Origin of the sequence: Pseudomonas jessenii, from assembly GCF_002236115.1 — a bacterium.
Lineage (GTDB): Bacteria > Pseudomonadota > Gammaproteobacteria > Pseudomonadales > Pseudomonadaceae > Aquipseudomonas > Aquipseudomonas jessenii.
Genome location: NZ_NIWT01000006.1, coordinates 1 through 26,851, shown reverse-complemented (window position 1 = coordinate 26,851; position 26,851 = coordinate 1). Strand labels below are relative to the sequence as shown.

At 60.2% G+C, this 26,851-nt stretch carries 12 protein-coding genes and 2 rRNA genes; 7 read left to right on the top strand and 7 right to left on the bottom strand.

Translation table 11 applies throughout. The features are described 5' to 3' along the window. Positions 1 to 162 precede the first annotated feature (162 nt). From PSJE_RS20255 to PSJE_RS20245, 3 genes are read right to left on the bottom strand one after another with little or no spacing between them, the layout of a single operon-like run. Positions 163 to 1,527 carry an HlyD family type I secretion periplasmic adaptor subunit gene (locus PSJE_RS20255; RefSeq protein WP_090452377.1) on the bottom strand — a complete coding sequence of 455 codons (1,365 nt, stop codon included), beginning with the start codon at positions 1,525 to 1,527 and terminating at the stop codon, positions 163 to 165. Then, positions 1,517 to 3,673 carry a type I secretion system permease/ATPase gene (locus tag PSJE_RS20250; RefSeq protein WP_057712552.1) on the bottom strand — a complete coding sequence of 719 codons (2,157 nt, stop codon included), beginning with the start codon at positions 3,671 to 3,673 and terminating at the stop codon, positions 1,517 to 1,519. Before PSJE_RS20250 ends, PSJE_RS20255 begins: the two co-directional genes overlap by 11 nt. A gap of 42 nt (positions 3,674 to 3,715) precedes the next feature. Then, entirely contained in the window at positions 3,716 to 5,068 is a 1,353-nt protein-coding gene (locus PSJE_RS20245; RefSeq protein WP_057712553.1) for a TolC family outer membrane protein, read from the bottom strand. 361 nt (positions 5,069 to 5,429) lie between these two features. On the opposite strand from PSJE_RS20245, the gene PSJE_RS20240 reads away from it, so the two are divergent. Both PSJE_RS20240 and PSJE_RS20235 read left to right on the top strand, forming a co-directional pair. After that, positions 5,430 to 16,007 (top strand): retention module-containing protein, encoded by a 10,578-nt coding sequence (locus PSJE_RS20240; RefSeq protein WP_093999534.1) that lies wholly within the window; start codon positions 5,430 to 5,432, stop codon positions 16,005 to 16,007. Between the two features lie 146 nt (positions 16,008 to 16,153). Continuing rightward, complete coding sequence (locus tag PSJE_RS20235; RefSeq protein WP_090452373.1) at positions 16,154 to 16,492, top strand: tryptophan synthase subunit beta; 339 nt, start codon at positions 16,154 to 16,156, stop codon at positions 16,490 to 16,492. 45 nt (positions 16,493 to 16,537) lie between these two features. Here PSJE_RS20235 and lapD read toward each other — a convergent pair whose 3' ends face one another. Together lapD and lapG are read right to left on the bottom strand one after the other, a co-directional pair. Then, complete coding sequence (lapD, locus tag PSJE_RS20230) at positions 16,538 to 18,484, bottom strand: cyclic di-GMP receptor LapD (RefSeq protein ID WP_090452371.1); 1,947 nt, start codon at positions 18,482 to 18,484, stop codon at positions 16,538 to 16,540. A gap of 14 nt (positions 18,485 to 18,498) precedes the next feature. Next, positions 18,499 to 19,191 carry a cysteine protease LapG gene (gene lapG, locus PSJE_RS20225; RefSeq protein ID WP_090452369.1) on the bottom strand — a complete coding sequence of 231 codons (693 nt, stop codon included), beginning with the start codon at positions 19,189 to 19,191 and terminating at the stop codon, positions 18,499 to 18,501. A gap of 196 nt (positions 19,192 to 19,387) precedes the next feature. On the opposite strand from lapG, the gene PSJE_RS20220 reads away from it, so the two are divergent. From PSJE_RS20220 to PSJE_RS20200, 5 genes are all read left to right on the top strand, one after another. Then, the gene (locus PSJE_RS20220) at positions 19,388 to 20,098 is read left to right on the top strand and encodes a GntR family transcriptional regulator (protein WP_090452367.1); all 711 of its coding nucleotides are present in this window, start codon (positions 19,388 to 19,390) and stop codon (positions 20,096 to 20,098) included. Positions 20,099 to 20,826: 728 nt separating this feature from the next. Further along, complete coding sequence (locus tag PSJE_RS20215; RefSeq protein ID WP_090452366.1) at positions 20,827 to 21,603, top strand: DUF3050 domain-containing protein; 777 nt, start codon at positions 20,827 to 20,829, stop codon at positions 21,601 to 21,603. Then, positions 21,600 to 22,529 carry a diiron oxygenase gene (locus tag PSJE_RS20210; RefSeq protein WP_090452364.1) on the top strand — a complete coding sequence of 310 codons (930 nt, stop codon included), beginning with the start codon at positions 21,600 to 21,602 and terminating at the stop codon, positions 22,527 to 22,529. The genes PSJE_RS20215 and PSJE_RS20210 overlap by 4 nt, the downstream gene beginning before the upstream one ends. Before the next feature lie 13 nt (positions 22,530 to 22,542). Continuing rightward, positions 22,543 to 25,953, top strand: coding sequence for a non-ribosomal peptide synthetase (locus PSJE_RS20205; protein ID WP_090452362.1), 3,411 nt, complete (start codon positions 22,543 to 22,545; stop codon positions 25,951 to 25,953). 22 nt (positions 25,954 to 25,975) lie between these two features. After that, positions 25,976 to 26,443, top strand: a complete 468-nt coding sequence (locus PSJE_RS20200; RefSeq protein ID WP_090452360.1) for an SRPBCC family protein — start codon at positions 25,976 to 25,978, stop codon at positions 26,441 to 26,443. Between the two features lie 105 nt (positions 26,444 to 26,548). On the opposite strand, the gene rrf (PSJE_RS20195) is transcribed toward PSJE_RS20200, so the two are convergent. Both rrf (PSJE_RS20195) and rrf (PSJE_RS32240) read right to left on the bottom strand, forming a co-directional pair. After that, positions 26,549 to 26,664: ribosomal RNA gene (gene rrf, locus PSJE_RS20195) — 5S ribosomal RNA — on the bottom strand. Between the two features lie 108 nt (positions 26,665 to 26,772). Then, positions 26,773 to 26,851 (bottom strand): 5S ribosomal RNA (gene rrf, locus PSJE_RS32240); the annotation flags it as partial.

Below are 26,851 nucleotides of genomic sequence, written 5' to 3'. Positions count from 1 at the left end.
GTTATTTGTCACTTTCTGACAGGATTGTGGTGTTTTGGCGGACGCTATCGCAAGCAAGCTCGCTCCCACAGGGGTCAGTGGAAACACAAAAATTGCGTTTCAATACAGATCCATTGTGGGAGCGAGCTTGCTCGCGATGGGGCCAGTGGCCTCAAAGGTGGATTACCGCTCGTGCAGCGCCTCGGCACGAGCGCGGATGATCGGCTTGAGCAGGTAGCTCAGCACGGTCTTCTTGCCGGTGATGATGTCCACGGAAGCCACCATCCCCGGAATGATCAGCAATGGTTTTTCGTCGGTGCCCAAGTGGCTGCGGTCGGTGCGCAGCTTGATGATGTAGTAGGTGGTCTTCTTGTCTTCATCGGTGATGGTGTCGGCACCGATCTGCTCCAGCTTGGCCTTCATCCCGCCGTAGATGGTGTAGTCATAGGCGGTAAATTTCACCGTCGCTTCCTGGCCCGGGTGCAGGAACGCGATGTCCTGCGGGCGGATCTTCGCCTCGACCAGCAAGGTGTCGTCCAGCGGCACGATTTCCACCAGGTCGCTGCCCGGCTGGATAACCCCGCCGATGGTATTGACCAGCAACTTGTTGACGATGCCACGCACTGGCGAAGTGACCAGCGTCCGGCTGACCCGGTCTTCCAGGGCCTTGCCGGTGGCCTGGGCCTTGTTCAGGTCGGTGCGTGCTTCATTGAGTTGGGTCAGGGCTTCGCTACGGAACTTGCCACGGGTTTCATCGACCTTGCGCTGCACTTCCTTGATTGCCGATTCGGCTCGTGGAATTGCCAGCGTGGTGGCGTCGAGCTGACCACGGGTCTCCGCTTCGGCACGCCTGAGGCGCAGGACTTCCACCGGTGATACCGCGCCTTGGGCCACCAACGGCTCGGACATGCTGATTTCCTGACGCTGGAAGCCCAATTGCTGGCGATACTGCGCCTGTTTGGAGGTGAATTCGCGCAGCTCTTGCTGGCGCTGGATCAGCTGCTCCTGCAAGCCACCAATCTCATCGTGCAACTGTTGGCGGCGACTGATATAGAGCGATTCTTCACTCTTGGCCTGACCCGGCACGGCCTTGAGCACATCCTCGGGGAAGTTCAGCGGGCGATCTTCGACCTCGGCGCTCAGGCGCTCGACCCGCAGCAGCATCGACAACCGATCGGCCTCGGTTTCACCGACGTTCGAAGCAAATCGCGTGTCGTCCAGGCGAATCAGCGGTGCGCCGGCTTCGACAATCTGACCTTCCTTGACGAACAGCTCGGCAACGATACCGCCTTCAAGGTTCTGGATCTTCTGGATCTTCGACGATGGAATCGCCTTGCCGTCGCCCTTGGTCACCTCGTCGATCACCGCGAAGTTGGCCCAGAGCATCAGGAACACAAAGAACGCGATGATCGCCCAGATCGTCAGCCGCACCACGCGGGGCGCATCCTCGATCAGCGCCTTGTTGACCTCCGGCAGCGGCTGCCCCTGAAGTGAAGCAGAGCCTTTGAAGTAGCGAAGGATCGAACCCTTACCCGACTTAAGCAACACTGATCTGCCCCTTCTTCAACGCTTCCATCACTGCGGCTTTCGGGCCGTCGGCGAGTATCTGCCCGCGGTCGACCACGATCAGGCGATCCACCAGCGACAACAGCGATGCCCGGTGCGTTACCAGCACCATGGTCTTGTTTTCGATCACCGCTGCCAGGCGCTGCTTGAGGCGCTCTTCGCCGGTGTTGTCCATGGCGCTGGTCGGCTCGTCGAGCAGCAGGATCGGCGGGTTGAGCAGTAATGCACGGGCCAGGGCGACGTTTTGCCGTTGACCGCCGGAGAGGTTCTGCCCGCGCTCGCCGACTTGCAGCTCATAACCCTGCGGATGCAGGCGCGCATACTCGTGGACGCCGGCCAGTTCTGCGGCTTGCAGCACCAGTTCGTCCTCGACATACCGCGCACCGGAAACCAGGTTGTCGCGCAAGGTGCCGGCGAGCAACTGAATGTCCTGGGGCACGTAGCCGATGTTGTAGCGCAGCTCGCTGACGTCGATCTGGCGGATATCCACACCATCGACCAACAACGCGCCGTCATCCGGCTGATACAGCCCCACCAGCAACTTCGCCAGCGAGCTCTTGCCCGAGCCGCTTCGGCCAATGATGCCGACCTTCTCGCCGGGACTGATCGACAGGTTGATGTTCTTCAGCGCCAGATTCTGCTGTTGCGGGTAGGTGAAGTTGAGCTGGCGGCACTCAATGCCACCCTGCAGCACCTTGCGGCTGAGCGGACGCTCTTCGAAATTGCGCTCCTGGGGCAGCTCCATCATCTGGTCGACCGAGGTCATGGTCACCCGCGCCTGCTGATAACGAGTCAGCAGCCCGGACAGTGACGCCAGCGGGCTGAGCGCACGACCACTGAGCATGTAGCAGGCAATCAGGCCACCCATGCTCAGGTGACCGTCGATGATCTGGTACACGCCGAAGACGATCATGATCACGCCGGCCAGTTGCTGGATCAGCAAGGTGATATTCATCGCCAGGCCGGAGAGCATTTTCACCCGCAACTCAAGGCGACTGAGGGTGCCGATGGTCTGCTCCCACTGATACTGGCGTTCGCTTTCGGCGTTGTTGACCTTCACCGCATCCAGGCCGGCCAGGGTCTCGATCAGGCTCGACTGACGCTCGGCCCCCAGCGCCATGGTCCGTTCCATGGTCGCCACCAGGGGTTTCTGCAAGGCATAGCCAATGGCCAGGGCGATCGGGAATGCCAGCACCGGTATCCAAACCAGATGCCCGCCAAGGATCGCGATGACGATAAAGATCAGAATCGTGAACGGCAGGTCAATCAGGCTGGTCAGTGTCAGCGAGGCGAGGAAGTCCCGCAGGCTCTGGAACTCATGGATGTTCTGGGCAAAGCTGCCGACCCGCGCCGGCCGGTATTTCATGGCCATGCCAACGATGCGCTCGAACAGCGTGGCCGAGATAATCAGGTCGGTTTTCTTGCCGGCCAGGTCCAGGCACAGGCTACGCAGGCTTTTCAGGATCAGGTCGAACAGGTAGGCGCCCGTGATGCCGAGTGCCAGCACCCAGAGCGTCGCTTCGGCCTGGTTTGGCACGACACGGTCGTAGACGTTCATCACGAACAACGGCGCGGCCATGGCAATGATGTTGATCAGAAAACTGGCGGCGATGGCATCGGCGTACAACCAGCGCGAACGCTTGAGAGTGTCGCGGAACCACGAGCGCGCACGCGGAATCAGCGTGCCGTGATTGACGTCGAACTTGTGCTGCGGCTGGGCGAAAAAGACTTTGCCGGTGTAGTCATCGGCCAGCAGGTCACGGCTGACCAGGGACTCACCGCCGTCGCTTTCGCTGAGCAGCACCCGTACCTGATCTTCGCCTTGCCAGCCGAGCAGGACGGCACTTCGACCGTCCCTGAGCAACAACAATGCTGGCATCGCGATCGCCGGAATATCTTCCAGCTTGCGTTGCAGCACCCGACCTTGCAGCCCCGCGCGAGCGGCCGCACGAGGCAGCAACTCGACACTCAAGCGTTGCTCGGGCAGCGGCAGGCCGGTGGTCAGCATTGCCGCGCTGGCAGGTTTCTGGTGCAGCATGCAAAGAGCGAGCAGACCATCCAGCAACGGATCGTCATGCAACGCGCGCGGATCATGAATGAGTTGAACCCGACTGACTTCTGATTCCACGCTCGGCACTCTTGGCTAACAATTGAACAATGAAGGTCCTGCTTAATTCATACCGGGCAATTGGACCTTGGGCTTCATGTCGTTCTGCACAACGGATGCCAATGGTGCGACCACTCCCTGGCTCTTGAGCAATTCGCCCATGGTCGCCTTGATTCGGTACTGAGTAAATAACTGAATGTTCTTGATCTCCGCCAGACGGCGGGAGGAGGAAAACAGTTCGTTCTCACTGTCGAGCAAATCGAGCAGGGTGCGCTCGCCGAGACTGAACTGACGCTGGTAAGCGGTACGCACGGCGGTGCTGTGGTCGACGTATTGCTGGGCGATCGGCACTTGCGCGTTGGCGTTGTTCAGGGCGTTCCAGGCCAGGCCCAGCTCTTCATTCAATTGGCGCAGGGCGTTGTTGCGGATGTCCAGCGCCTGGTTCGACAGGTAGGACTTGGATTCCAGATCGGCCTTGTTGCTGCCGCCGGCATACAGATTGAAGCGCATGCGCAGCATGGCCTGCCATTCGTTGTTGTGGCCGTTCTGACCATCAATGTCGTTGTCCGCGGAGCGACCCAACTCAGCATCGAAGCGCGGGTAGAACGTCGACTTGGCCGTGTCGTACTGCTTCTCGGCAGCGGCGATATCGGATTCGGCCGAACGCAGGATCGGGCTGTTTTCCAGCATCTGCGCACGGGCTTCATTCAGGTTGGCCGGCATCAGCGCCATGAAACTCGCCGGGCGTTCCAGTTGATCGGGCATCTGGCCAACAGCGGAGAGGTAGTTGGTTTCGGCGTCAGCCAGGTTGGTCTGCTCGGTGATCAGGTTGTTGCGCGCCTGGGCCATCCGCGCCTCCGCCTGATCAAGGTCGGCGCCACTGCCGACGCCACGCTGGGTGCGCAGTTGGATCTGGTCGTAAATGCGCTGGTGGCTCTTGAGGTTGTCCTCGGCCAGACGTACGAATTCGCGACGAGTCAGCACGTCGAGATAGACCTGGGCCACGGTCAGCCCGGTGCGCTCGGAAGTACTCAGCAGCGAGTAGGCGCGGGAGTTGACAGTGGCTTGTTGACGCCCCACTTCGCTGGACGTCGCAAAACCGTCAAAAACCATTTGGGTCAGACGTAAATTTGACTCACTGCGATTCAGGGTTTGCCAGTGATTGTTGCTGCCGTCCGTTCGCGTCGTCACGCTATCGGTGCCTTCACGACCATAACCGCCCAGCAGGTCGACCCGTGGCAAATATCCACCTTTTGCAGCCTTCAACTGATAATCCGCAGCCAACCGACTGTTGACACCCGCCTGAACTTCCGGATGGACATCCAGCGCTTGTTGCATGGCTTCTGGTAAGGACTGCGCCTGCACAAAAGACGCGGCGAGGACGAAAGGTATTGCCATGAACAAAGGCGAACGCATTGTAGGAATTTCCCAGAACTTCTTGTCTTGAATCACAGCAAAAGAACGCGCTGCGTCGAAAGATGGCAAGCGGAATGACCGTATGTCGGAAAGTTCAAAAAGCGGAACTGGATCACATACCGAGGACGAGTCACAGCCGAAATATCAATGTGACATTACTGGGACGATTGTTTAGGATGGCTCGAGGAAGGTCAATAGTTTGGCATAAAGTTAATAACGAAAAAATATAGCCAATATATTGACGATTTGATGCGTCAAATTTGTGCATCTATTTTGCAATGTACGTCCAGACTGGTCGGCACAGACAAATGCCATCAGGTCCATGGAAGTCAACTGAACGTGACACCCCGGAGAGTCTTCAATGAGCAGTGTTGTTGCCATCGTCAAAAGCATTGTTGGTCAGGTTTTCGTGGTGTCCCCCGAGGGCATCCGCCGCGTTCTCGTTGAAGGCGACAAACTGTTTGCCGGCGACCAGATAGACACTGGCCTTTCCGGCGCCGTGTCCCTGGAACTGGCCGATGGCCGCACCCTGGATCTGGGTCGTGACACTCAGTGGAGCGCTGACGCTCCAGACTCCAGCACTGACCTGGCAGCTGCCACCGCGCAAGCCGCGCCTTCGGTAGAAGAGCTGCAACAGGCCATTGCTGCCGGTGCCGACCCGACAAAAGACCTTGAAGCCACCGCTGCCGGCCCGGTTGCCGCAAGTTCTGGTGGTGCCGTCGGTGGTGGTCACAGCTCCGTGATGCTCGACGCCACCGCTGGCCGCGTCGATCCGACCATCGGCTTCCCGACTGCGGGTATCAACACTGCCGGGCAAACGACTCTGGAAATCCCGGGTGGCCAGGCCACCAACGCCAATACCAACGCTAATACCAACGCTAATACCAACGCCAATACCCCGAGTGAGTCAGCCCTCAGCCTCAGTGCCACGCCGACCATCACCGAGGCCGGTGGCGTGCTGGTGTACACCGCGACCCTGACCCAAGCACCACTGACCGACCTGACTGTCACGCTGTCCAACGGCGCCGTGATCGTGATTCCCGCAGGCGCGACCACCGGCACCGTCAACGTGCCATTGGCTGCGAACGACACTGTCTATAACGACGCGACCCAGATCGATGTAACTGTCACCGGCACCAGCGGCGGCAGCGGCATCACTGTGACGCCGCCGACGACCCCGGCCGTGACCCAGGTCACCGATACCCTCGACACCACCACGGTCACCCTGACGGCCGGTAACACCGTCACCGAAGGCGGCCAGATCACCTACACCGCGACCCTGACCAATCCAGCACAGACGCCAGTAACCGTCACTCTGTCCAACGGCTCGACCATCACCATCGCCGCCGGCCAGACCAGCGGCTCCGTGAACGTGCCGACCTCGGCCAATGACGTCTTTAACAACGGCAGCACCGTCAGCACCACCATCACCAGTACCACCGGCGGCAACTTCGAAAACCTGGTGCCCAACACCACGCCGGCCGTGACCACCATCACCGATTCCGTGGACAACACCGGCCTGACCCTCACCGCCACCGGCAACATCATCGAAGGCGGCCAGATCACCTACACCGCGACCCTGAGCAACCCGGCTGGTACGCCGATGACCGTGACCTTGAGCAATGGCTCGGTCATTACCATCGAAGCGGGCCAGACCAGCGGCAGCGTGAACGTCCCGACTGCGGCCAACGACATCTATAACAACGGCAGCACCGTCAGCACCACCATCACCGGCACCACCGGCGGCAACTTCGAAAACCTGGTGCCGAACACCACACCAGCCGTGACCACCATCACCGATTCCGTGGACAACACAGGGCTGACCTTGACGGCCACCGGCAACATCACCGAAGGCGGCCAGATCACCTACACCGCGACCCTGAGCAACCCGGCTGGTACGCCGATGACCGTGACCTTGAGCAACGGCTCGGTCATTACCATCGACGCGGGCCAGACCAGCGGCAGCGTGAACGTCCCGACTGCGGCCAATGATGTTTATGTCAACGGCAGCACCGTCAGCACCACGATCACCGGCACCACCGGCGGCAACTTCGAAAACCTGGTGCCGAACACCACGCCAGCCGTGACCACCATCACCGACTCCGTGGACAGCACCGGCCTGACCCTCACCGCCACCGGCAACATCACCGAAGGCGGCCAGATCACCTACACGGCGACCCTGAGCAACCCGGCCGGCACGCCGATGATCGTGACCTTGAGCAACGGCTCGGTCATTACCATCGACGCGGGCCAGACCAGCGGCAGCGTGAACGTGCCGACTGCGGCCAATGATGTTTATGTCAACGGCAGCACCGTCAGCACCACGATCACCGGCACCACCGGCGGCAACTTCGAGAGCCTGGTGCCGAACACCACACCAGCCGTGACCACCATCACCGATTCCGTGGACAACACAGGGCTGACCTTGACCGCCACCGGCAACATCACCGAAGGCGGCCAGATCACCTACACCGCGACCCTGAGCAACCCGGCCGGCACGCCGATGATCGTGACCTTGAGCAACGGCTCGGTCATTACCATCGACGCGGGCCAGACCAGCGGCAGCGTGAACGTCCCGACTGCGGCCAACGACGTCTATAACAACGGCAGCACCGTCAGCACCACCATCACCAGTACCACCGGCGGCAACTTCGAGAACTTGGTGCCGAACACCACGCCGGCTGTGACCACCATCACTGACTCGATTGACACCACAACGGTGACCCTGACCGCGACCCCGAGCGTGGACGAAAACGGCACCATCACCTACACCGCCACGCTGACCGATGCCCAGGGCAAGCCGGTCACCGCGCAGAACGGTCCGGTCACCGTGACGTTGGACAGCGGCAAGGTGATCACCATCGCTGCAGGCCAGAGCTCCGGCAGCTTGCCGGTGACGGTGGGCAACGACCTCTACAAGGGCCCGACCACCGTCACCGAATCCATCAAGAACGCAGTGGGCGGCAACCTGGAATTGGTGTCGCCAAACACAACGCCAGTAACCACCACGGTCAATGACGTCAACGACACCACTACGGTGACCTTGACCGCCACCCCGAGCGTGGATGAGAACGGCACCATCACCTACACCGCGACGCTGACCGACAAAAACGGTGCCCCGGTTACCGCGCAGAACGGTCCGGTGACTGTGACCCTCGACAGCGGCAAGGTGATCACCATCGCTGAAGGTCAGAGCTCCGGCACCCTGCCGGTGACGGTGGGCAACGACCTCTACAAGGGCCCGACCACCGTCACCGAATCCATCAAGGACGCGGTGGGCGGCAACCTCGAGTCCATCGATCCGATCAAGACCCCCGTGGAAACCACGGTTACCGATGTCAACGACACCACCACGGTGACCTTGACCGCGACCCCGAGCGTGGACGAAAACGGCACCATCACCTACACCGCCACGCTGACCGATGCCCAAGGCAAACCGGTTACCGCGCAAAACGGTCCGGTCACCGTGACCCTCGACAGCGGCAAGGTCATCACCATCGCCGAAGGCCAGAGCTCCGGCACCCTGCCGGTGACGGTCGGCAACGACCTCTACAAGGGTCCGACCACCGTCACTGAATCCATCAAGGACACGGTGGGCGGCAACCTGGAATTGGTGTCGCCAAACACAACGCCAGTAACCATCACGGTCAATGACGTCAACGACACCACCACCGTGACCCTGACCGCCACCCCGAGCGTGGCCGAGAACGGCACCATCACTTACACCGCCACGCTGACCGATGCCCAGGGCAAGCCGGTCACCGCGCAGAACGGTCCGGTCACCGTGACGTTGGACAGCGGCAAGGTCATCACCATTGCCGAAGGCCAGAGCTCCGGCACCCTGCCGGTGACGGTCGGCAACGACGTCTACAAGGGTCCGACCACCATCACCGAATCCATCAAAGACGCGGTGGGCGGCAACCTCGAGTCCATCGATCCGATCAAGACCCCGGTCAGCACCACGGTTACCGACGTCAACGACACCACCACCGTGACCTTGACCGCCACTCCAAGCGTGGACGAAAACGGCACCATCACCTACACCGCCACGCTGACCGATGCCCAGGGCAAGCCGGTCACCGCGCAGAACGGTCCGGTCACCGTGACCCTCGACAGCGGCAAGGTCATCACCATTGCCGAAGGCCAGAGCTCCGGCACCCTGCCGGTGACGGTCGGCAACGACCTCTACAAGGGTCCGACCACCGTCACTGAATCCATCAAGGACGCGGTGGGCGGCAACCTGGAATTGGTGTCGCCAAACACAACGCCAGTAACCATCACGGTCAATGACGTCAACGACACCTCCACCGTGACCCTGACCGCCACCCCGAGCGTGGCCGAGAACGGCACCATCACTTACACCGTCACGCTGACCGATGCCCAAGGCAAACCGGTCACCGCGCAGAACGGTCCGGTCACCGTGACGTTGGACAGCGGCAAGGTCATCACCATCGCCGAAGGCCAGAGTTCCGGCACCCTGCCGGTGACGGTCGGCAACGACGTCTACAAAGGTCCGACCACCGTGACCGAGTCGATTAAGTCGGCCGACGGTGGCAACCTGGAGCTGGTGTCACCAAACACAACGCCAGTAACCACCACGGTCAATGACGTCAACGACACCTCCACCGTGACCTTGACCGCCACCCCGAGCGTGGACGAAAACGGCACCATCACTTACACCGCCACGCTGACCGATGCCCAAGGCAAACCGGTCACCGCGCAAAACGGTCCGGTCACCGTGACCCTCGACAGCGGTAAGGTCATCACCATTGCCGAAGGCCAGAGCTCCGGCACCCTACCGGTGACGGTGGGCAACGACGTTTACAAAGGTCCAACCACCGTCACTGAATCCATCAAGGACGCGGTGGGCGGCAACCTGGAATTGGTGTCACCAAATACAACGCCAGTAACCACCACGGTCAATGACGTCAACGACACCACCACGGTGACCCTGACCGCGACCCCGAGCGTGGATGAGAACGGCACCATCACCTACACCGCCACGTTGACCGATGCCCAAGGCAAACCGGTCACCGCGCAGAACGGTCCGGTCACCGTGACGTTGGACAGCGGCAAGGTCATCACCATCGCTGAAGGCCAGAGCTCCGGCAGCTTGCCGGTGACGGTGGGCAACGACGTCTACAAAGGTCCGACCACCGTCACCGAATCCATCAAGGACGCGGTGGGCGGCAACCTGGAATTGGTGTCGCCAAACACAACGCCAGTAACCATCACGGTCAATGACGTCAACGACACCACCACCGTGACCCTGACCGCCACCCCGAGCGTAGATGAGAACGGCACCATCACCTACACCGCCACGTTGACCGATGCCCAGGGCAAACCGGTCACCGCGCAGAACGGTCCGGTCACCGTGACGTTGGACAGCGGCAAGGTCATCACCATTGCCGAAGGCCAGAGCTCCGGCAGCTTGCCGGTCATCGTGGGCAACGACGTTTACAAAGGTCCGACCACCGTGACCGAGTCGATTAAATCGGCTGACGGCGGCAACCTCGAAGCGATCAACCCGATCAAGACCCCGGTGGAAACCACGGTTACCGATGTCAACGACACCACCACCGTGACCTTGACCGCCACTCCAAGCGTGGATGAGAACGGCACCATCACCTACACCGCCACGTTGACCGATGCCCAAGGCAAACCGGTCACCGCGCAGAACGGTCCGGTCACCGTGACGTTGGACAGCGGCAAGGTGATCACCATCGCTGAAGGCCAGAGCTCCGGCAGCTTGCCGGTGACGGTCGGCAACGACGTCTACAAGGGCCCGACCACCGTCACCGAATCCATCAAGGACGCGGTGGGCGGCAACCTCGAGTCCATCGATCCGATCAAGGCTCCGGTCAGCACCACGGTTACCGATGTCAACGACACCACCACCGTGACCCTGACCGCCACTCCAAGCGTGGACGAAAACGGCACCATCACTTACACCGCGACCTTGACCGATGCCCAGGGCAAACCGGTCACCGCGCAGAACGGTCCGGTCACCGTGACGTTGGACAGCGGCAAGGTCATCACCATCGCCGAAGGCCAGAGCTCCGGCACCTTGCCGGTGACGGTCGGCAACGACCTCTACAAGGGCCCGACCACCGTCACCGAATCCATCAAAAACGCGGTGGGCGGCAACCTCGAGTCCATCGATCCGATCAAGACCCCCGTGGAAACCACGGTTACCGATGTCAACGACACCACTACGGTGACCTTGACCGCGACCCCGAGCGTGGACGAAAACGGCACCATCACCTACACCGCGACCTTGACCGATGCCCAGGGCAAACCGGTCACCGCGCAGAACGGTCCGGTCACCGTGACGTTGGACAGCGGCAAGGTCATCACCATCGCCGAAGGCCAGAGCTCCGGCAGCTTGCCGGTCATTGTGGGCAACGACGTTTACAAAGGTCCGACCACCGTCACCGAATCCATCAAGGACGCGGTGGGCGGCAACCTGGAATTGGTGTCGCCAAACACAACGCCAGTAACCATCACGGTCAATGACGTCAACGACACCACCACCGTGACCCTGACCGCCACCCCGAGCGTGGATGAGAACGGCACCATCACCTACACCGCCACGTTGACCGATGCCCAGGGCAAACCGGTCACCGCACAAAACGGTCCGGTCACCGTGACGTTGGACAGCGGCAAGGTCATCACCATCGCCGAAGGCCAGAGCTCCGGCAGCTTGCCGGTCATCGTGGGCAACGACGTTTACAAAGGTCCGACCACCGTGACCGAGTCGATTAAATCGGCTGACGGCGGCAACCTCGAAGCGATCAACCCGATCAAGACCCCCGTGGAAACCACGGTTACCGACGTCAACGACACCACTACGGTGACCTTGACCGCGACCCCGAGCGTGGACGAAAACGGCACCATCACCTACACCGCCACGCTGACCGATGCCCAGGGCAAGCCGGTCACCGCGCAGAACGGTCCGGTCACCGTGACGTTGGACAGCGGCAAGGTCATCACCATCGCCGAAGGCCAGAGCTCCGGCACCCTGCCGGTGACGGTCGGCAACGACGTCTACATCGGCGCGCCAACCGTTAGCGAATCCATCAAGACCGCCAGCGGCGGCAACCTTGAAGCCATCGGCACGGATAAGACTCCCGCGTCGACCAGCGTCAGTGACTTCCAGGACACCACCACTGTCAGCATCAGCGGCAGCACCTCGGTAACCGAAGGCCAGACCGCCAGTTACACCGTCAGCCTGACTCACCCGGCCCAGACCGAAGTGACGCTGAATATCGTCTACAGCGGTACCGCCGCCGACGGTTCTGACTTCACCGGTGTGTACACCGTGAAGATCCCGGCGGGTGTCAGCAGCGTGCCGTTCGACATTTCGACCATCGATGGCAAGATCACCGAAGGCACCGAAAACTTCGTGGTCAAGATCGACTCGGCCACCGGTGGCAACTTCGAGAGCCTGGCGATCAGCGCGTCCAACGGCAGCGTCAGCACTTCGATCATCGACAACGATGCACCACCAGTACTGGACCTCGACGCCAACAACTCCAGTGGCGCTACCGGAGTCGACTACAAGGTGACGTTCACCGAAAACACTGCCGGCCCTGGCGTGTCGATCGGCGATACCGACCTGAGCATCACCGACCCGGACAGCACCTTGCTGACCGGCGCGACCATCGTGCTGACCAATCGTCAGGACGGCGATGCGCTGAACCTGGGCAACAGCGTCAACGGCATCACCATCAATGCCAACAGCACCAATGGCACCGTCACGCTGACCTTGTCGGGTAGCGCAACGCTGGCCGACTACATGCAGCAGATCAAGAACATCACCTTCACCAACAACAGTGAAGATCCGAGCACAGTGCCGCGCATCATCACCGTGACGGTGACCGATGGCAGCAACTACTCCAACACCGCGACCACCACGGTCAACGTGGTGGCGGTCAATGACGCACCGGTCGCAGCACCGGTCAACGTCACCGGCACCGAAGACACGCCACTGATCCTCGGCTGGTCGACCTTCGGCGTCAGCGACGTCGACAGTCCGGCCACCAGCCAGGGCGTGAAAATCACCCAGCTGCCGGGCGAGGGTAAACTGCAGTACCTGGACGGCTCGACCTGGAAAGATGTCGCCGCCGACCAGACCTTCAGCAAAGCCGACATCGACGCTGGCAAACTGCGCTTCATGCCGGATGCCAACGAATCGGGCGTAGACGGATACGGCGGTACCAACCTGGGCAACAACCAGACCGACTACGCACAGATCAAGTTCCAGCCAACCGACGGCCAGGCGCTGGGCAACACCGGCACGATCAAGATCGACATCACCCCAGTGGCGGATACCCCGACCCTGAGCGTTGCCGACAACAGCGTGAGGTCCACCGGGCTGATCAAGGAAGTCTGGACCGGTCTGTCGGGCCTGGGCACCAGCGGCAACGGCGCGGACTCGACCACGCTGAAAAACGTGATCGACGCCGCTGGCACACCGAACTCCAAAGGCACCGTGACCAACGTGCAGTCCGACGGTAGCGTGACCGCCGGTACGGCGTCGAAAACCTCCGGCCTGATCTACCTCGAAGCCGGCAAGACCTATACCTTCAGCGGTGTTGGCGATGACAGCCTGCTGGTGACTATCGGAGGCAAGAACGTGGCCGCGATCACGTGGGGCGCGGGCGGCAACCTCAATGGTTCGTACACCCCGACCACCAGCGGCTACTACACCCTGGACATCTACCACCACAACCAGAGCGGCCCGGGCAGCTATGACGTCAACCTGTCGGTCAATGGCAGCACGCCGATCGACCTGAGCAGTGCCGGCGTACCGATTTACACTAGCGTGTCAGATCTGGTGAATGCCGGCGTGACCGTGTCCGACTTGCACGGCTCCAATGGCGAAGGCTACTACGACGGTTACAAACTCAACACCGGCGCCGAAGGCACCAGTGTGAAATTGTCCGCCATCACCACCGCGCTGACCGACACCGACGGCTCGGAAAGCCTGAGCCTGAAGATCAGCGGCATGCCGGTCGGCTCGATGCTCACCGACGGCGCGGGACATACCTTCACGGTCACCGCGACCAATGGCGAGGCCAACGTGACGGGCTGGAGCCTCGGCTCTCTGACTGTCACTCCACCACCGTACTACAACGGCCAGTTCAACCTGACCGTGACCTCGACCTCCACCGAGGCCCTGGGTGGTTCGGCCAGCAGCACTTCGCAGATTCCCGTGACTGTGTACCCGGCAGTCTACAACGCCGTCACCGCCACGGCGGCCGATGACACCATCACCGGCACCGACGGCAATGACATCATCGTCGCCGACATCGGCGGCCTGACCGTGGTGCCGGGCACCAACTACAACATCGCGTTCATGGTCGACAGCTCCGGCAGTATGAGTTCCTCGTCGATCAACTCGGCCAAGGACCAGCTGACGTCGGTGTTCAACACCCTCAAGCAAAGCCTGGGCAGCAACTCGGGTACGGTGAACATCTTCCTGGTGGACTTCGACACCCAGGTCAACAAGTCGGTATCGGTGAACCTCAAAGACCCGAATGCGCTGACTCAGTTGAAGGCGACTCTGGACTCGATGTCATCCGGTGGCGGCACCAACTACGAGGACGTGTTCAAAACCACGGCCAACTGGTTCCAGAGTGCGGACGCCGTGGCCAACATCGGGGCGACGAACCTCACGTATTTCATTACTGACGGCAAGCCGACTTACTACCAGAGCGGCGAGTCGACCAACCCGACTCTGTATGGCAGCACAACACTCGATAGCCTGATCACCACCAGCAACTATCAGCTGGGCACAGCGATCAGCCTGTTCCCCGACAGCACGCACCAGATCGACATTACCGCCTCGGGCTATGTGACGGTCTGGACCAAGAGCAGCAACGGCAACAACGGCAACGGCAATGGCAATGGCAATGGCAATGGCAATGGCAACGGAAACGGAAGTAGCTGGTCATCCAAGGACTTCGGCTATCTGCATGCCCAGGGTGACGGTACCTACGAGTTCTCGGGTCGTGACGGCGACGGCAACAGCACCGACGGGGACACCACCAGCAACTCCACCGGCAGCTTTACGTTGCTGAGCAACCTGTCGAATGTCGAGGCGATTGGCCTCAACAGCGGAGTGAGCCTCAACGACCTGAAGCCGTACGACTCGAATCAATCGCCACAAACCAACATTGATCCGAAGGACCTGGCCAACTCGATCATCGGCCACACTGAAGCGACGATGCCGGGTCACGACACCGTCAGCGGTGGCGACGGCAACGACCTTCTGTTCGGCGATCTGGTGAGCTTCAACGGCATTGCCGGCGAGGGTTACCAGGCAATGCAAGCCTTCGTGGCGCAGCAATCCGGTGTGGACGTCAGCAACGTCACCACCAGCAATGTGCACCAGTACATCACCGAGCATTACAACGCGTTCGATGTGTCCGGTGCCCATGACGGCAACGACACCCTGCTGGGCGGGGCGGGCAATGACATCCTGTTCGGTTTGGGCGGTAACGACACCCTCGACGGAGGCAAGGGCAATGACATCCTGCTCGGGGGTACCGGCAACGACACGTTGATGGGTGGACAGGGCAACGACATCCTGATCGGTGGTTCCGGTGGTGATACCTTCGTCTGGAAAGCGGGCGACACCGGCAACGACGTGATCAAGGACTTCAAGGCCAGCGAAGGCGACCGGATCGACCTGCGCGATCTGTTGCAGGGTGAAACCGGCAGCACCATCGACAACTTCCTGAAGATCTCCACGGTCGATGGCGTGTCGTCGCTGCAAGTCAGCACAACCGGCCAGTTCAACTCGGGCAATGCGGCCGCCGCCACACCGGACGTGACGATCAAACTGGAAGGCAACAACTGGTCCAGCGCCAACCTGCACAACCTGATTGCCGGTAGTGACCCGACCATCAAGATCGATCACAACAACAGCTGATGCGTGATAACGGCCGCTCCCTATGGGGCGGCCGTCACGTTTGCATTCGCTGCCCGGTGACGATTTCGTCGCTGCGCCACATACTGGCATGCAGTTGACCTATGCTGCTGACAGCATGACGCTGGTTCAATTCTGAGGGATGCTCAATGTTTTACGTGCAACGCGATGCGCAGGGCCTGTTGGTACGCGTGGAACCCGCCGCCTACGCGGAGGCCACGGAAACGCTGGCGGCCGACAATCATGAGATCCAGGCCTGGTTTGCCAACGCGGCTGTGGAAAACAGCCTCAAACAGCTCAAGCAAAGTGACCTGGAAATGATCCGGGTACTCGACGACTTGATTCAGGTGCTGACGCAGAAAGGCGTGATCCGCGTCACCGACCTGCCGACGGCGGCCCAGGCCAAGCTCATGGACCGGAACCAGGCCCGTGAAGCCTTGGGTGGCTTGAGCCAATTGATCGATGATGAGGAGACCGGGCTGATCTGACGCGCCCCTGCGATCATTCCCACGCATGGCGTGGGGGCGATCACATCAGGCCCAGGGTTTTGGCTCGCCGAACAACTGGCCCTGTACACCGTATAACCCCATCTCGCGAATCACCGACAACTCCCCTTCTGTCTCGACCCGCTCGGCAATCAGGGGCAAGTCAATGCTGTGCGCCGCTCGCTGGATCGCCTCGATGAACAGGCGTTTGTCACTCTCCAGATCAATCGACCGAATGTAGCTGCCATCGATTTTCAGGTACGCCAGACCCAACCGGGCCAGGTTGCCGATCATGCTGAAGCGGCCACCGAAACGTTGCAGGCTCAGGGAGAACCCCAGTTCGCGCAGGCGCCGGGTCAGTTGCTCCAGCACTGCCTGATCAGGCAGTTGCTCTTCGCCAATTTCCAGGGTCAGACGCGGGCCGAGGTTGGAATGCGAGCGCAGTATCTCGAAGATTTTGTTTTGCGCCTGCGGATCGGCCAGGGTAGCCGACGACAGGTTCAGCGCCAGCGATTCCTCATGCCCGCTCATTTGCTCCAATACCCGCTCGAGCATCAGCCGATCCAGACGTGCAGTCCAGCCGAAGCGCTCCAGCCAAGGCAGAAAACGCCCGGCGGGGATGGTCTGGCCGTGTTCGTCGAGCAGTCGCGACAACACTTTGTAGTGCAACACCAGTTGCGTGTCCTGAGCGGCCACGACCGGTTGGAAATACAGCTCGAAACGCTGCTGTGTCAGCGCCTGGTCGAGCATGAGGTGCCAGGCGTGGTGATCGTCGCCGACACTGGCCGCAAGGCTGTGTTCGATACAGGCCCAATTTTGCTCGCCCTGGCCTTCGGCCTGCGCCAGTGCCTGATCGCCGAGGCTGAGCACGGCTTGCGGCGAGTCGCCGTGAGCAAAAGGCGCCAGGCCGATAGAGGCTACGGCAGCCACATCGGTGGCGCCGGTAGCGTGAAGACTGGCCAAGGCGCTGTCGAGGTTCTGTGCCAATTGCAGCGCTTCTGTGCGCACCAGTCCCGGTGCCAGTACGGCAAATTCGCCACCGCGGATACGGGTGACCAGGTTTTGGGTTTCCGGGTATTTGGCGCACTCGCGGGACAATTGCTCGCCGACGGCCTTGAGCACTTCATCGGTGCGCTGACCACCAAGGCGCTGGTTGAGACCGGCCAGATCCTTGACCCGCAACAGCAGCAGGTAACCGGAACTGGCCTGCTCCGGGTTGCTTACCCGCGCATTCAATTGCATCTCGAAATAACGCCGGTTGGCCAACCCGGTCAACGAGTCCTGATAGGACTCGACCCGCAATTTTTCACTGCGCTCCGCCTGCTCCTGAAACAGCGCCTTGAGCTTCTCGACCATCTGGTTCATGGCCTGCACTACCCGGCGAAGTTCGGGGGTGCGCGGCAGTTCTGGCAGGCTGAGGAATTCCCGCCGGGCGATAGCGTGGGATTGCTTGACCATGTAATCCAGCGGTCTCAATTGCTGACGCAGCAACAATGCGCCCAGTACCGCACTGACCGCGCCACATAGCAGCAACCAGCCCAGGCTGCCCAAAGCGCTTTGCCATAGCTTGGCCAGCGCGAACATCGGGTGGCTGACCACCTCGACCCGGGCAGCCTGCTCCCAGCCACGGCTGACGATCGCATCACCACCGGCGGGCTCCAGGCCGATCAGTTTGACGAACCAGTCCGGAACATTGTTGACCGCCGGAATGCCCGTGCGCTCGACCAGGGTCTGATTGGTCTTCACATCGACCACGCGGATGCTCGCGTAGTAACCGCTGTCGAAAATCGAGCTGACCAGCAACTCGACCATCGCCGGGTCGTCGATGTTCGGTGTCAGGGACAGCGCCAGCGCCGTCGCAGCGTCCTGGGCATGGGAGCGCAACTGGTTGACGTACTGAGTACGCGAGCTCTCCAGACTGACCATGAAACTGCCGGTGAAGGCGACCACCAGGAACAGACAGATAGCAATCAACAGCTGTTTGAACAAAGACATCTGAGCACGTGCTCCTAGTTAGTCGTCTCGACCGGGAATCCTTCGGCCTGCATTTTTTTCAACACATCCTGCCAACGCGAAAGGCGTTTGGTATCGCCGACCTTTTTATTGCTCTTGGCACCCGGTAACCACATCCCTTCCGCGTTGAAAGAGTAGACCGGCAGCAAATCCTTTCGTTGGCTGGCCGGCTTGATTGCATCAATCAGGCTGTCGAGCACCAGGGGCTCGGCCTCCGGACTCGAGTAGTAGGTCAGCACCATGTGCGCACGGTTCTGGGTCAGTGCCTTGACATAGGTGATACGCAGCTTTTCACTGGCTACACCGAGGTGTCGCAGGCTGAAGTACTTGACAATAGCGTAGTCTTCACAGTCGCCGGCGCCTTTCCAGAGGGCTTCGATCGGGGTTTCCCAGTAGTCGACTTCATGCCACAGATCCATGTCTTCGACGTATCGCAGCTGTTTGTTGAAGAAGCGATTGACCACATTGAGTTGTTCCAGCTCGCCGATCTGCTTCTGGCTGGTCAACAAGTATTGCCAATCATTAATGCGCTGCTGACCTTCTCCCAAAGGTCCGTACAATGCCTGCGCTCGCCGGCTGATCAGGGAAAAATCCCAATCGGCGCTCAAGCTGCCCAGCATCACGCCAGTCAGCAGCAATGCGCTGCACAGCCAGCGTAAAACCCGGGGGATCGTTAAACTTGCCACCAATGCGAGGCATCCTGGATAGGCAGGAGGGAGTCGTTCGAATGGTGAAGGTTAGCCCGGAAAAAGACAATGGCACGGTGAGATCACTGGCGGCGCGCTAAACTGGAAGAAAGGCACTCCAGAGCTTGTTTGACAAGCAGTCAGCCAGTCACTAGTGTCATTTGGATCCAAAAATATTCCATCAATCAGGGTGCGTTTAGTGACACAAAAGCCCAACCCTCTCAGCAGTATCAAGGTCAACGGGCCGATTCCTGCACACATGGCACGCTCGGTGATCGAAGAAACCCTACGCGCGGCCATACTCGACGGGCGCATTCCTTGCGGTGCGGCCTTGCGCCAGCAAGACCTCGCCGACCTGTTCGGCGTCAGCCGCATGCCTGTACGCGAAGCCTTGCGCCAACTCGAAGCACAATCGTTGCTCAATGTGGTTGCCCATAAGGGCGCCGTGGTCGCGCCGCTGGTACAGGGCGATGCCGTGGAAACCTACGCGCTGCGCATCCTGCTGGAATCCGAAGCCCTGCGTCTCTCGGTACCACTGCTCCAGGACGAAGATCTCGAACAGGCTGCCCGCTACATCGATGCACTGGAAACGGAAAGCGACTACACCGAAATCGGTCGGCTCAATCGCCTGTTCCACATGGCGCTTTACACCCGGGCGCCGAATCGCCGGCTGTTGAAACTGGTCGAAGACGGCCTGATCGAAGAAGAACGGTTCCTGCGTTTCAACCTGGAAGCCATGGGCCTTGGCAAACTCTCCCAGGATGACCACAAGGCACTGTTGCAGGCAGCCAAAGCCCGGGACGTCGAACACTCCGTGCAGCTGCTCGAGCATCACCTGAACCGAGGGGTCGAGGTCATTACGCGCTACCTCAACAGCCCTGAAGTCCAAGCCAGGAACAGGTCGAAGTAGCCCGCGGCGGCAAGCCCGGGGAATGTAACGAAGGGTTTTCCTCGCTTGCCGCGCATTCCCCCCCCCCAAATGCTCCGCGAATGATTTGATTACAAATCCCCCGCCCCCATACCACACCGCCCTTGCGGCGCCATACCGCGCCCCAACGCCCCGCCGCCTTAAAACCCGACCATTGCAACGTTTGCGTGATGCCTCAGTAATGGCGGCCACCTCGATTTACGCCCACTCTGGATAACCAGGACAAAAAACGGGTGACGCTCCGTGCGAATGGAGCAGTCTCTGCCCCCAGAAGCGAAGGAAGGAGCCTCATCACGGGAACGGAAGGATCGGCATCACTCGCGACCCGCTTCCACCCCCTCAGACACCCACAACGACGCCCGTAAAAAGTTACTTCGAGTGAGGCATTCACTCTTTATTTAATTCTGACTTACATAAGCCGGAAGGAGTAACTACGCCAAAATAAAACCAATATAAAAAGTTTTATTGGAACTTGTCATCTTCGAAAAAGTTGAATATTGAAATAATAACAAAACAACTTGATCAACACTTTATATGTGTATTAGTTTTTCTTCGCCGCCAACCACAAACGGCAGTAACACCTCAGCTACTCGGCATCAATAGCACTGAAAAAGATCAATACGTTTGAGGTACCCGTTCGCCAGGAGAAAACTTCCAGCGAACTTCAGTGCTTGATTACTTCTCACCCCGGATCATTTACAGGCTCATCCATGAAACCAACTAAAGAACGTCTGCTTCAAAAAAAATCAGAACTTAGCGAACACCCGATCTTCTCTGAAATACATTCGCTGCCGGTCCTGCGACGCTTCATGGAAACCCACGTGTTTGCCGTATGGGACTTCATGTCGCTGACCAAGCGCCTGCAACAGGAATTGACCTGCGTGCGACTGCCCTGGCTGCCACCGCAGGATCCCCAGGCCGCGCGGTTGATCAACGAGATCGTACTGGGTGAGGAGTCGGATGATCGTCCGGCCCGGGGTCATTACAGCCACTTCGAGTTGTACCTGGATGCAATGCGCGAGGTCGGCGCCTGTACCGTTGCCATCGAACGCTTCGTGGCTCTGCAGCAAGAGGGTGCGAGCTACGACGTGGCCTTGCAGAGCATCAAGGTCGATCCGGCGGCCGCGGATTTCGTTCGCCATACGCTACACACCGCACTGCATGCACCGGGTCACAGTGTAGCGGCGGCGTTTCTGCACGGTCGCGAGAGCGTTATCCCGCAGATGTTCCAGCGCATCCTCGACGATTGGGGCATCGGCATCGAGCAGGCGCCGACCTTCCGTTACTACCTCGAACGGCACATTGAGGTCGATTCCGAGGACCACGGCCCGGCAGCGGAAAAGCTCCTGTCGCGACTGGTCGATAGCGACCCGCAACGGCAGGAAGACGTGTACGCCAGCGCCATCGCAGCCGTGGAAAGTCGTATCGCCCTGTGGGACGGGTTGCGCCTGAGCATGAACGTATCCGTCACGGAGGTGAGCGCATGAACGCCGCAGACTACCAATCCTTCGCTGATGCCTGGGAGAGCCGCGCGACCATCCGCACCCGCCCGCGCCGTGTGCTGGAAAACGACGACAAACTGATCTACCCGTTGAGCCGCCAACCGCTGGTGCTGAGCGAAACCTTTGTGCGCCAATGCCCGGAACAGCGCGACTTCGCCCTGGTGCAGACCCTCTACAAGTTCATCAACGATGTGGTGATCTTCGAAACCGAGATCGTCGACAAAACCGCCCGCAGCATCGCCAAGAATCGCTTCGCGGTCGAGTTCCCGTTCGCCTGCCGCTACGACGCCATGACTGTCGTGGTGGACGAGGACTATCACGCACTGGTGGCGATGGATTTCATGCAACAGACCATCGCGTTGACCGGCATCACCCCCATTGAATTGCCGGATGAAATCGAACTGAGCCGAGCAATACCGGCGGCCGTGGCGCTCGCACCTGAGCACCTGCGTAGCGCGGTAGAACTGATCTGCGTGGCCATCGCCGAAAACACGGTGACCGGTGATGTCGCCGCGTTTGCCAAGGACGACACGGTCAAGCAATCGATCAAGGGCCTGATGGCCGATCACTTGCTGGACGAGGGGCGTCACTCCGGTTTTTGGGCGCGGCTGGTACGCATCTACTGGCATGCCGCAAGTGCAGACGACCGCCAGTGCATCGCCCAGATCTTGCCGGTGTTCATTACTCATTACCTGACCAACGACATCCAGAAATCCTTCGACTTCTGCCTGATCGACGCACTGCAGATCAATGACGCGGCGCGCCACGCCCTCAGGAACGAAGTATCGGCACTGGCCTTCCCGATAAGTCGCCATCACCCGCTGGTGGCCAACATTGTGCGGTTTTTCCACAGCAGTTCGTTGCTCGATTCGCCGTGCGTACAAACCGCCCTCAGCGACTACCTGGTTTGACGAGGAGCCCATCATGAGACGTCTCGACATCTTGCTCATCGGACAAAGCCAGGCACTGACCGAGCTGGCATTGGAGCTCGAACAACACGGTCACTCACTGACGCGGATGTTCGCACTCGACGAAATGTCGGGGCCTGCGGATCTACTGATCGACGATGGCACGTCACCTCCGTTCACCTGTCAGGCGCAACGACTGACATTGCAATTGGGCCTTGGCCTGCCGCAGGCGTCCGGCCTGCCTTCGCTGGACCTGTTGTGCAGCCATGGCTCAACGCTGCTGACCCGTGTACCCATCGCCGATGAGCCGTCGGGTAACGGCCAGGCGTTGCGTAGGCAGGCCATGACAGCACTGGTTGACCACGTGGCGCTGCTGGTCAGCCGCTACTCGCGCGATGTCGACTATTTTCGGCTCGCCGAACCCGCCGAACCTGTTCGCTTCGAGCGCATCGAGAGTTTGCGGTTCCTTGACAGCCTCGCGTTCGTGCATCGCCTCAATGCCACCGCCGACCCACGACTGCAGCAACTTGCGCAAACGCCGATGATCGAAAGGCTGGAGCAACAGTGCATCCAGAATGCTGACCGTCCGGCCTTGAGCATTGATGGCACCACCCTCGACTATCGCCAGTTGCACGCCCACAGCCGCGCCATCCAGAAATGTCTTCGACCGCTGCTGGATCAGCATCAACGCCCGATAGTCGTCGGGATCTGCCTGCCCAAATGCAGCGCGCTGTATGCGGGAATCCTGGCGATCCTGGGCAGCGGCGCGGTGTACTTACCGCTGGAGCCGAGCCATCCGTTGCAACGTCAGCAGTACATCCTGTCGAATGCCGGGGCGGTGTTGTTGCTGCATGACGGCGAGCCCCCCCTGGCGAACGAGATGCCAGGGCTGGACATCAGCAGCATCGACGCCCATGCAGCAGATCTCTCTCAACCGTTGATGCGTCAGCGCCCCGACCTCGATGCACCATGCATGGCCCTCTACACCTCGGGCACCACCGGCCATCCGAAGGGCGTGCTGCTCAGCCAGGCCAACCTCGCGCACTTCACCCACTGGTACGCCGACTATGTTCAGCTGACCAGCCAGAGCCGGGTGTTGCAGTTTTCTTCGTTGAGTTTCGACTCATCGCTGATCGACATCTTCCCGACCCTGCTGCAAGGCGCCGAGCTGATCGTGCCCGACGAGGACCAACGTCGCGATCCGCTGCAACTGGTGGAGCTGATTCGTCATCGGCAACTGAGCCACGCGTTTTTGCCGCCGGCCTTGTTGAGCATCCTGCCGCTGGAGCAATTGCTGTGTCTGGACCATGTGATGACCGGCGGCGATGTCTGCGAGCCGTGGGTCATCGAGCAGCTGAGCCGTCAGTGCAAGCTCTACAACCTCTACGGGCCCACCGAGGCCACGGTGCTGATTACCGCGCGCAAACTCCAGTCAGGCGACCACAACCGTTCGCTGGGCGCTCCAATCGCCAACAGCCAGGTGTTGATTCTCGATGACGATTTTCAACCGGTGGCCGAACAGACCGTCGGCGAGTTGTACATTGCCGGCCCGGGCGTGTGCCTTGGATACCTGAACAACCCGCAGCAAACGGCTGAGCGTTATCTGGAACTGAACTTGCCTGATGACCGGACCCTGCGCGCCTATCGCACCGGGGACATGGCGAAGTGGACGGCTGAAGGGATCGAGCTGTGCGGTCGGCGTGATAATCAGGTGAAGATTCGCGGCTTCCGGGTCGAGCCGGAAGAGATTGAGCGCTGCCTGCGCGACAGCCAGTTGTATCGCCAGGTTGTCGTGATCATCGATAGCCAGCGGCGGATTCTGGCTTTCCTTGCCCAGCCCCGAGAGGACCTTCCCGGCAGCGCTCGCCAGGCGTTGAGGGCCCACGCGACACAGCACCTGCCGGACTACATGCGCCCTGTTGCATGGACCGAGCTGGCAAGCATGCCTTACGCCAGCAATGGCAAGGTCGACCGCAAGGCGTTGCTGGATCTGCCGGTGAGCGTCACCGAGAACCCTTCACGGCGCCTGCCCGTCAACGCCGATGAGGCCCTGCTGCTGGAAATCTGGGCGCAGTTGCTGGAGCTGCCGGCGAGCGACATTTCCACCGACGAAAGCTTCTTCAATCTGGGCGGGCACTCGATCCTGCTGTCGCGCATGCTCCTGCGACTGCGCGAGGAGTTCGGGCGCAGCATCTCGATCAACCGCTTCATCGAAATGCCCACCCTCGAGAAACTGGCGACACTGGTACGCGGCTTCGGCAGCGAAGAAGTGCTGAGCGAACAGGCCATGCACGATGCCTTCCGCGAGCTGGATATTCAGCCAATGCCCGTCAGCCGCATGGGCGATGTGCACAAGGTGATCGTCACCGGTGCCAACAGTTTTGTCGGTGTACACATCGTTGAGGCATTGCTGGCCTGGGGCGCCAGTGAAGTCGCCTGTCTGGTTCGCGACGGCAACGGGCAATCGGCAAACGAGCGCTTTGCCCAGGCGTTACGGGAGAACCGTCTGGAGCATCTGGATATGAGCCGGGTGCGGGTTTACACGGCAGACGTCACACGGCCGGAACTCGGTTTGGCGCCCGAGGTTTACCAGCGGCTGGATCAGGAGTTTGGCGCTCTGGTGCACAACGCGGCCAACGTCAATCACGTCCTCGATTACGAGTCGCTCGCCCGGGACAACGTCGAGCCGATTTTCGAATGTTTGCGCCTGTGCGAAGGACGCAGCAAAAAAATCTTCAACTTCGTCTCGACGCTCTCGGCCTCCAGCACGATATCCGCCGATGGCCGAGTGCTTGAGTTGCCGGCCGCACTCACACCACCGATCTACATCAAGAACGGCTACAACCTGTCCAAATGGGTCGGCGAGCGAATCCTCGAAAGGGCACGGGAGCTTGGTGTGCGGGTCAATCTCTACCGTCCCGGCAACATCAGCTTCAACAGCCTCACGGGCGTGTGTCAGCCGCACAAGAATCGCCTGATGCTGATGCTCAAGGGCTCGATCCAGCTTGGCCAAGTACCGGAGTTCACCTTGAATTTCGACTTGATGCCGGTGGACTTTCTCGCCCGATTCATCGCCTTCCACGCCAGTCGTTATCAACCGGAACAAGCGGTATTCAACCTGCACAACCCCGAGCCCTTGAGCTGGGACAACTACGTGGCGTCCTTACGCGAGGCAGGCCGCGAATTCACGATGGTCAGCGTCGCCGACTGGCAGCAGCAACTGGGTCGGGTCGACAGCGACAACGCGTTGTTCGGCGTGCTGGGGTTCTACCTCAACGGCTTCGAGGAGGACATCGGCGATATCTCGATGATCGGCCACGACAACGCCCAGGCCGGTGTTCGGCTAATGGGCGCGCACTACCCGCAAAAGTCCCCGGCGCTGCTGCGTCGCGGCTGCGATTACCTCAAAGAAATCAATTTCATCTGACGCAACCAAACGGAGCAAAACCATGAGTATTCTGCAACCCGACACCCTGATCAAAAACCCTCAAGGCTGCCACGTGGTGTCCTCGGTGGACGTGCCCGCCGATGCCACTCGGGTATGGGCCGTAGTCGGTAACTTTGCCGGCTTCGATCGCTTCATCCCGGCACTGTCGCATATAGAGATGACCGGCGAAGGCGTGTCATCGCTACGCAAAAAGTTTTTCAAGGACGGCAACCTGGTGGTCGAGCAGCTCAACTCCCGGGACGACCAGGCACGGCACATGACCTGGACCACTATCTACAACACCTTGGGTGTGGCCAATCTGTGGGCGGCGATGAGCGTTGAACCACTGGATGCGGACAAGTCCAGAGCCACCTGGACCATCATCGCCGAACCGGCGCAGGGCGCCGCCGAGGCACTGCCGGACTTCAAGGACTTCGTGCAGGGTTTTGCCGATGATGCGATGAACAATGTGCTGAAGCTGTTTGCGTAAGACGTGAAAAAGCCCGTTGTGGAGAGGCTCCACAACGGGCTTTTCAGTACCCCTGAAACGACAAAACCCCTGTCTGCGTTAGCAGACAGGGGTTTCGGAATTCAATCTTGACGATGACCTACTCTCACATGGGGAAACCCCACACTACCATCGGCGATGCATCGTTTCACTTCTGAGTTCGGGATGGGATCAGGTGGTTCCAACGCTCTATGGTCGTCAAGAAATTCTGTAACCAGCCCGTTAGAATTTTAACGTGCCAGTGAAAACTGGTGACTTCTACTAAAACAAAACCCCTACCTGCATACGCAGATAGGGGTTTCGGAATTTAATCTTGACGATGACCTACTCTCACATGGGGAAACCCCACACTACCATCGGCGATGCATCGTTTCACTGCTGAGTTCGGGA

What these genes read in the sequence shown, in the direction of transcription:
- PSJE_RS20235 (WP_090452373.1), top strand. Translation starts at nt 16,154, where the DNA reads ATGTTTTACGTGCAACGCGATGCGCAGGGCCTGTTGGTACGCGTGGAA.
- PSJE_RS20245 (WP_057712553.1), bottom strand. Translation starts at nt 5,068, where the DNA reads ATGCGTTCGCCTTTGTTCATGGCAATACCTTTCGTCCTCGCCGCGTCT.
- PSJE_RS20210 (WP_090452364.1), top strand. Translation starts at nt 21,600, where the DNA reads ATGAACGCCGCAGACTACCAATCCTTCGCTGATGCCTGGGAGAGCCGC.
- PSJE_RS20215 (WP_090452366.1), top strand. Translation starts at nt 20,827, where the DNA reads ATGAAACCAACTAAAGAACGTCTGCTTCAAAAAAAATCAGAACTTAGC.
- PSJE_RS20205 (WP_090452362.1), top strand. Translation starts at nt 22,543, where the DNA reads ATGAGACGTCTCGACATCTTGCTCATCGGACAAAGCCAGGCACTGACC.
- lapD (WP_090452371.1), bottom strand. Translation starts at nt 18,484, where the DNA reads ATGTCTTTGTTCAAACAGCTGTTGATTGCTATCTGTCTGTTCCTGGTG.
- PSJE_RS20240 (WP_093999534.1), top strand. Translation starts at nt 5,430, where the DNA reads ATGAGCAGTGTTGTTGCCATCGTCAAAAGCATTGTTGGTCAGGTTTTC.
- PSJE_RS20200 (WP_090452360.1), top strand. Translation starts at nt 25,976, where the DNA reads ATGAGTATTCTGCAACCCGACACCCTGATCAAAAACCCTCAAGGCTGC.